Origin of the sequence: Fulvivirga imtechensis AK7, assembly GCF_000331535.1 — a bacterium.
Lineage (GTDB): Bacteria > Bacteroidota > Bacteroidia > Cytophagales > Cyclobacteriaceae > Fulvivirga > Fulvivirga imtechensis.
In genome coordinates this window covers 68,203-76,323 of record NZ_AMZN01000010.1, presented here as the reverse complement: position 1 = coordinate 76,323, position 8,121 = coordinate 68,203, and the positions used below count along the sequence as shown (strand labels likewise).

At 38.4% G+C, this 8,121-nt stretch carries 8 protein-coding genes and 1 pseudogene; 2 read left to right on the top strand and 7 right to left on the bottom strand.

The genetic code is table 11. The features are described 5' to 3' along the window. The 3 genes and pseudogenes from C900_RS04245 to C900_RS04235 all read right to left on the bottom strand — a co-directional run. A pseudogene (locus C900_RS04245) lies at positions 1-410 on the bottom strand (gliding motility-associated C-terminal domain-containing protein); the annotation flags it as partial. Between the two features lie 328 nt (positions 411-738). Beyond that, positions 739-2,451 carry an ATP-binding protein gene (locus C900_RS04240; RefSeq protein WP_009578379.1) on the bottom strand — a complete coding sequence of 571 codons (1,713 nt, stop codon included), beginning with the start codon at positions 2,449-2,451 and terminating at the stop codon, positions 739-741. Continuing rightward, positions 2,408-2,956, bottom strand: coding sequence for a heme NO-binding domain-containing protein (locus tag C900_RS04235; protein WP_009578378.1), 549 nt, complete (start codon positions 2,954-2,956; stop codon positions 2,408-2,410). The genes C900_RS04240 and C900_RS04235 overlap by 44 nt, the downstream gene beginning before the upstream one ends. Before the next feature lie 562 nt (positions 2,957-3,518). Between C900_RS04235 and C900_RS04230 the strand changes: the two genes are divergently transcribed. After that, complete coding sequence (locus C900_RS04230) at positions 3,519-3,938, top strand: response regulator (RefSeq protein ID WP_009578377.1); 420 nt, start codon at positions 3,519-3,521, stop codon at positions 3,936-3,938. 40 nt (positions 3,939-3,978) lie between these two features. Continuing rightward, entirely contained in the window at positions 3,979-4,395 is a 417-nt protein-coding gene (locus tag C900_RS04225; protein WP_040495594.1) for a response regulator, read from the top strand. A gap of 4 nt (positions 4,396-4,399) precedes the next feature. On the opposite strand, the gene C900_RS04220 is transcribed toward C900_RS04225, so the two are convergent. From C900_RS04220 to C900_RS28095, 4 genes are all read right to left on the bottom strand, one after another. Beyond that, the gene (locus C900_RS04220; RefSeq protein WP_009578375.1) at positions 4,400-4,861 is read right to left on the bottom strand and encodes a GNAT family N-acetyltransferase; all 462 of its coding nucleotides are present in this window, start codon (positions 4,859-4,861) and stop codon (positions 4,400-4,402) included. A 76-nt stretch (positions 4,862-4,937) separates the two neighbouring features. After that, positions 4,938-5,465 carry a YfiR family protein gene (locus C900_RS04215; RefSeq protein ID WP_009578374.1) on the bottom strand — a complete coding sequence of 176 codons (528 nt, stop codon included), beginning with the start codon at positions 5,463-5,465 and terminating at the stop codon, positions 4,938-4,940. A 12-nt stretch (positions 5,466-5,477) separates the two neighbouring features. Then, positions 5,478-5,924, bottom strand: a complete 447-nt coding sequence (locus C900_RS04210; RefSeq protein WP_009578373.1) for a response regulator — start codon at positions 5,922-5,924, stop codon at positions 5,478-5,480. 18 nt (positions 5,925-5,942) lie between these two features. After that, positions 5,943-7,382 carry an ATP-binding protein gene (locus C900_RS28095; RefSeq protein WP_009578372.1) on the bottom strand — a complete coding sequence of 480 codons (1,440 nt, stop codon included), beginning with the start codon at positions 7,380-7,382 and terminating at the stop codon, positions 5,943-5,945. Between the last annotated feature and the right edge of the window lie 739 nt (positions 7,383-8,121).

Here is an 8,121-nt window from a genome sequence, read left to right as displayed (position 1 = left end):
GTATTGTTGCAACCCAGGAAGGGATCAATATTAATCTCTGTCTCTACATGAAAGGATGTCGCTATTGAGTTACCTATATTTAGAATACCATCATTTCGATATGGTTCTGTGTAAGAAATTAAGTATTTCCCAACGGATGAATATGTGTGGTTAATTGTAAAAGAAGCGGTACAGACGGCTGAGCCAAGTTCGGGTTTATGGGTATTTAGTATTTCAGGTAATTTCAGGGGATTTGTCCCATCACCAAAATCGAGTAATCCTTGCCCGAATAAAACAGGATTGGGTGGTTCGCAGTCAGTATATACTATAATAGTGATCTCAACTGTAAGGCCGGAGCAGTTACTTCGTTTAATAACAATTTCTCCGGCTCTCAAATGCGTAGCATGGAGTGGCTTGATTAATATTATCATTAGAATAAAATATATAGGTATGGTAACATAATGAATTAATCTCATCTTCCAGAAAGGTAATTTTACTTGTTTAAGTAGGAGTAGATTATGAACTAATCAGTGTCTATAAAAAACTTTTTTGATGCTTAACAGCCTTTCTTTTAAAACCGCTTAGAAATTTTTTACGAACACTAACTAGTGCTTGTAAGAAAGCTCTGAGTGTTCTTTAAGAAAACGTCAAGGTCAAGGGTTGCGAAGACTCAAAAAGCGGTAGTCCCGTACAGTTGTCGAGAAGAGCATTTTTGTGGCAAGCATAACGCAGACATTGGCGTTTTCTTAGAGATACTAACTAATGTTTGAGCAGAATATCTCTCTCATCTTTAATTTTTAAAAATACATCTGCCGCTCGCTCTCTGAAGAGATATAAAAGATTGTAAAATGAGTCTATATCTTCTCTGGCTCCATCCCATAGTTCTATTTGCTTTATTGTATTATCAAGATCATTAATTTCCATTATCTTTACAGATGATTTTAAGGAATGCAGGATTTTTCTTGCGTCTGCCATGCCCTCCATTCCTTCGCATTCGTTGAGCAGAGGTAATGTCTCCGCAATATCCTTTAGGAATTGATTTAGAATAGTTACAATAAAGCTATTATCTCCTTTTGCAATTTTTCTGATGTTGATCAAATCAAACCCTTTGCGGTACTTTGAAATCAAAGTATTCAATTTGTTAATAAGGTCTTCTTCCTCAAAGGGCTTTGATATGTAAGCATCCATGCCGCAGTTGAGATACTTTACCTCATCACCTTTCAGTGCGTTGGCGGTTAAAGCAATAATCGGCAGGTTTAATTTCAATTCTTTCCGAATAATACTAGTAGCCTCCACTCCACCCATTACAGGCATTTGAATATCCATTAAGACTATATCGTAATCCTTGCTTTTAATTTTTTCGATTGCGAGATGGCCGTTTTCGACTATATCTACTTCAAAACTGTTGTCAACCAGAATATTTTCAATGAGCAGTTGATTAAAATGATTATCCTCTGCAACCAATACTGCTGCGCCCTTAAATTTATTCCTCGAGCCTTCCATTGGGGGCAATTCCTTTTTGTTCATCTGTTTTGTTTTTTTCAAGGGTATAGAGACAAGAAACTCTGTCCCAATATTTTTTGTGCTTTGCACTTTGATCTCTCCTTTCAATAGTTCAATAAGCTGCTTACATATCGCAAGTCCAAGTCCTGTTCCTCCGTACTGTCGTGTAGTGCTGTCATCTTCTTGCATAAAGCTTTCGAAAATGGTATCAATTTTTTCGGCACTAATCCCTATGCCAGTGTCTGCAATTTTAAATTCAATGGTTTGAGAAATCTTTTTGTCTACCAGTACTTTTGCTGTGATAGAAATGGAGCCCTTCTCTGTGAACTTCAAGGCATTGCCAATGATATTATTTAAGATCTGCTGAATCCGTATTGGATCTCCGAGAAAAGTGTTGGCAATTTGCGGTTCTGTTTGGCAATGAAGTGCTAAGCCTTTTGCTGTTGCTCTTTCTTGAAAATTGTATACTGTTTCTTTTATTAGGTCTTTTAGATCAAATTCTATACGTTCTAATCTTAGGTTCCCCGAGGATATTTTTGAAAGGTCTAGAATATCATTAATGAGCACAAGCAAGTTATTGGAGGAGGATTTAATAGCATTTAAGTAGGACATTTCTTTTTCCTGCCATGAGCTCTTTAATAATAAGTTTACAAAGCCGATAATAGAGTTCATAGGCGTTCTGATTTCGTGACTCATATTCGCCAGGAAAGTTTCTTTGGCTTTGGCAGACTCCTCAGCTCGGGTTAGTGCTTCCTTGAGTTGAGCAGTTCTTTCCGCTACTTGTTTCTCAAGAGATTCGTTTAGTGTGGCTAATTCCTTGTTGGCATAATATAATTCCGTACTCTTCTCTTCAATGATCTTTTCAGCAGCTCGTTTGGCTTGTCTTTCTCGTTCAAATGCTCTCCTTAAGATTGCCGGGTCGACATCAGATTTTGCTGATGGTAAATTTGACTTCTCTTCCCTCTCCATTAGATAGATCCTCTTTTATTATACTAAGTCTTTCTCCAAAATATTCTGCGCAGCCCAATATCAAACCTTCAGCGAAATCGGCCAGTCTCCTATTGGATTTATAGACCATTAGCAGACAGTTTTCACTTATTCTGGATTTTTCGAGCGTAGGTAATTCTGCATCAGGGTACAGTTTTTGTACTTCGACATGAATGTAGCTTTCAACTTTTTCCAGAAGATCTAATGAAGTTCTTATGGAAAGAAATAATGAACCATAATTTTTTTCAAATACAGTGAAGAGATACTTTCCGAAAGATTTCAGCAGTTCGGGTACGGGTATTTTTGCTTCCTTACTCAATTCTTGAACTAAGCCGATCAATTCGCTATGGGGATATGTACCCACAGCGGTATATACCCCTCCCGATTTTAAATTGAGATTAGAAGAGTAAAGTACCTTATCTAATGTTTCTAATCCAAACTGTTCCTCAACCTGGTTGAGGAACTCAGTGAATACTAATCCTTTCATGTTACAACGGTTTTAGCTGTTTTAGGTGGGTTGATTAAGAGATAGAAACAAGATTGGTGTTGTGATCTCTGTTAATCGCAATTTGAGAAGGAAGACAGTTTTATTCAGGCACTTTTTTCCCAATTACTGGTAGTTTTTGATTAACGAGGATAATTTATACTGAAATTCCGGAGACAGTCTCAAAATAATTTCTGTGCTTATATTTTTTCTTTTGGGTTCCTACACGAAATCGGGTATTGATGAATATTTTCAAGATGATGCATTGCATTGATACGAGGATATTTATGAAAACGTCAAGGTCGCCTAAAAATGCTCACCTAGTACGCTCCACTTACGGCAGTCCGCAAACCTAGAGCGTAATGCGCATTGGCGTTTTCTTATAGGCACGAACTTAGCTAAACCATAACAACTTCTATTCTATTCAGTCTGCCTTCAATTTTTAATTATTTTTTAATATTTCATACATGCGTCCCTGTTTTCCGGTGAAATGGGTTCCTATTGTTAATTAAAAATATTAACTTGATTTTACTGTCAGCACCCAAAAAAACTGATTCAAATAAGTATGGCAACAGGATCCATTCTGCTAGTCGAGGACAATGAAGATGATGTTTATTTAACATTACGTTCGTTTGAAAGGCATCACTTTACCAATGAAATAAACGTGGCTAGTGATGGAGAAGAAGCTTTGGACTACCTGTTTGGTAGAAATGGTAAAAAAATGGTACATCCTATGCTCATTTTATTAGACCTAAACCTGCCAAAAATGAGCGGCATGGAGGTATTGCAGGCCATAAAGCAGACTAAGCAGACGAGCCTGATACCTGTTATAATTTTGACTTCTTCACGCGAAGAGCAGGATATGATCAAGGGGTATGACCTGGGTGCAAACAATTTTTTATGTAAACCTGTCGATTTCGTAAAGTTTGTCGATGTGGTTACCAAGTTGGGTAATTATTGGCTGGCCCTTAATGAGCCGGTGTAGTAGCTTCTGGTTGGCTTTTTTGACAAATATTTCCTAACTAATGCATATACGAATGGTTACTTGCCTGCTTGTAGACGATGATCCTGATGATCATGAAATTTTCGAAATAGCGCTTCATGATCTCGATGAAGGCCATAGTTGCCATGTAGTATCCACAGGGTTGGATGCTATCAGCTTGTTGGAGGAGGAGAGGTCCTTTACTCCTGAGTTTATTTTTATAGATGTGAACATGCCATATATTTCCGGCTTTGACTGCCTTAGGCAAGTGAAAAAGATTCAACGGCTCGATACTGTACCTGTCATTATGTATTCGACCTCTGCCGCACAAAAGGATATCAGTGAAGCGCGACATTTGGGGGCATCACATTATTTTGTAAAGCCTATCCGTATGAGTTTGCTTTCAGAAACTTTGGCGCGACTGCTTCATAAAGAAAGTTTACCGTTTGTAATTCCCTGACTGATCAAAGAATATCCTTAGAGATCTCCCTTGTCAGTAGTATCCTGTTGTGTTCGGTAAATCCCTTCCGGGTATATAGCCTGTTGCCTTTTTCATTATGTCTTTCTACTTCGAGGTGAACGGCCTTCACGCCCAACTTCTCGGCTTCATTCGCAACGAAGTCTATGGTAGCACCCCCGATGCCTTTGCTTCTGAATCCCTTCTTTAGGTATAACTCATCAATAAAAGCATCTCTTCCACCATATTCGAAGCTGAAGCCAAAGGTTAATGCTATATAGCCAGCTACTGAACCATCTGAGATGATCAGCCACAGCCTGCCAAGGAATTCATTGGTTATAAGCTTATGAAGATTTTCTCTGGCAAGGTTCTCGTTAAAAGGATAATTGTCAATAGCATTAAATGAGCGCATCATCTTAGTGAGCTCATCTATATCGCTAATACTACTTTTTCTAAAGGAGATGTTCATTGTCGGAATGGTAACAGTGGGCGGAAATTAGCAAAAAAAATATTTAAAATGCGGGTTAACAAGGATTTGCCGGAGGTCACTCAACGATGGCCAGCTTTATTAGTCCCTCGCTGGCTATGAGCCGGGCATTTTGGAGTACTTCACGGTTGAGCTTAAAGCGGAGCTTATTGTCTATAACTGTAAAGCTTATAGAGGCTCCCTTTTTGATCATGTCTCGTTCGGTAACTACCAATACACTTTTCCCCTGAAGTGATTGGGTGATGCCTTCCACCTTTTTGGATTCGGTATGCGGAATATAAAGGATGTGGTATTGAGTCAGTGTATCCGTTTTATCAACATTACCAACTTCTACTGGTTTTCCACCAATCTTTTTGCTTTTTAATACATTGGTGAGCACTGTTAGAATTCCTTCATTGTCACCTACTATTCCTATAACAAACGTAGGTTGCTCTTCAGGCCACCTGATATATTTTGCGAAGTTATAGATATAAGCGGCCTGCAATTCTTCATAAGATGATGCCTGGGCTTTGGCGTTTTGCGGGGAAGCAAATGCCAGAGCCAGTATGAATAGTATGAAATAACCGTACCTGATTGGTATTTGCATCCGCTTTGAGCATTATTCTTTTTCTGAAGGAGTTTGTGCCGGCAGCTCGCATAGGTGCCAGTAATGATTCAATATAGCGACAGCCTTGGCGAAGCCCTCAAAAGACAGTGGCTTCAGTATATAGCCGGCAACATTTAAGTTGTAGGCAGCAAATTTATCACTGTCTTCATTTGAGGTTGTCATGATAAACACACAAGTAGGCTTCAACTCCGGATCTTGGCGTAATTCTTTCAGAAATTCTATCCCTCCCATTTTTGGCATATTGATGTCAAGGAGTATAATTCTTGGGGCAGGTATTAGCTGTTCAGGGTCATTTCCTCTGAGGATATTGAGCGCTTCGAGACCATTTCTGGCGATAAATAGCGGGTTGTTAATATTATTCTTTTTAAACGATCGTTGAACATTCATGATGTCAACCTCGTCATCTTCAACCAGCAGTACGTTGATAAGATTCGTCATGGCTTAACTTCTTTTAATTTAAGCAATTTTTAATTTAGATGCCGGAACAATTTCTTTTGGCCAGGTAAAGATGAATTTTGAGCCTGTTCCCGGTTCTGATTCAACTTTAATAGCACCTCCCACTTCTTCAATTATTTTTTTAACAATAGAAAGGCCAATGCCTGTTCCTTCTACCCGGTCGCGGGTTTCAAGTGTTTGGAAGATGGCAAAGATCTTTTCATGATATTGTTTTTCTATGCCTGGTCCGTTGTCTTCCACCACGAAAGTGTAAAACCGTCCAATTTCTTTTGCTTTTATATTGATAACACCACGCTCTTTCTTGTCATGATATTTTATGGCATTATTGATAAGGTTGCTAAATACCTGTTGTAGTAGTATTCGTTTTGTGTGTACCACAGGCATTTTTTCCTGAATATTAATTTGAATATACTCAGGTGGATTTAATAACTCTATAATATCATTTATCAATTTGTTGGTGTCTACATTCTCAGGTGATATGTCTGTTCTTCCGATTTTGGAATACTCTAATAATCCGTTGATCAACGATTCAAGTCGAAATACGCGTCCGCGCAAAGTTTCAAGGTTTTTCCTGCTGTCTTCAGGAATGCTGTCTCCCAAATCTTCTTCAATCCATTCTGAAAGCTTAAAAATGGCTCGCAGTGGAGCTTTCAGATCATGAGATACCACATATGAAAACTGGTTAAGTTCTTTGTTCTGCTTCTTTAGCTGTTCTGAATATGCCAAAAGCTCATCTCTTGATCTTTCAAGGTTATCAAGCATGTTGTTGAAGGCCGCTCCCAGCTTGCCCATTTCATCATTACTCTTGACTTTCACCCTGGTGTTTTTCAATCCACTCGAAATTGCCTTAACAGCATTATCCAGGTTACGGATATTACTGGTGATCATATTTCCGATGATCACTGATAATACACCGCCTACCGTCAATAATGCAAGGCAGAAATAAAGAGTGGTCTTTTTAAGTTTCGCAATTTCCTGGTCTATTCTATTTAATGAATAGCCAATGAACAGGTTGCCAAATATTATGCCTTGATAGAGAATTTTTGATTCTTTGAAAATTATACCATTTACCTCCAGCAATCCTTCGGAGAGGGTCAGCTCTTTTGGTACCTGCACGTTGTCCGGATTAAATGAGGCGATTTCCAGACTATCTGTATTAAGTATAGAAATGTAGATAACCGAACTGTCAGAGTGTGCCCATTCCAGGGCTTCGGATACTGCCACTAAATCCATTTCTCCCATACCTATGCCCACACCTATGGAGAACATATTGGATATACTTTCGATTTTACCCTCCACAGCCTGCAATGCCAGTTCTTTTTGCTGCTTAGGGTAATAACTGTAAATAAAGACGGATACTAGTACTATTAGAAAAAATTGACCAAGAATGATCTTTGTCCGAATAGATACATCTCTCAATTTAAACAGCGAAAAATTCATTCCTTATGTTTATGCTACACTTCAACGTTAGGCCAATGGCTGAAGCAATGGCAAAACGTACTTAAAAAATAGGACCCTTGTCTCTTCGAAATGCCTGAGGATCCATTGTCTTTGCAAAGCCTGATTTTGGCAAATAGCCTAAAATACAAAACAAACTAAAATATAGTGATTTTTTTTGTCGCTCCCACACCGTGTACTACTCATGACAGATTTTATAGTTTAAAAATCTTCCGGAATGCCATATGTAAGGGCTTACCCTGAATTATTCTTCAGTGTTTACCCTGGTGTGTTGAGAATGTATTGCATTAAAAACCTATTTATTTCGCATTCAGGAAAGACTATTATTCCTTTAATGTTTATTTTGATAATTATCACATGCGTGTAAGTTTTTGCGATATTTTGCAGGTTTTGCGATGTGAGTCTGCTAAAATGGTGATTCCAGAGTGAAATATTACAACCTGGGGTGGGAATAGCTAGATTCGGAAATGCCCGGCAGGAAAATTTGCAGGTGGTGCCTCAATGGACCGGAAAAACTGGTTGGTGGATTAATCCGGTCACTGAGGGCTTTCATGATGCTTTTCACCACATGTTGTCAAAGGTCTGTGTGACTGACAACATTTTAAATATACCCAATTGACTTTCTTATGTCAACTTCTAATGCTGTTGCAACACCTATTTTGATGTACTAACGAGTCAATAATTAAAAATATTATACCCATCTTTTAAGATTTTTATAGCG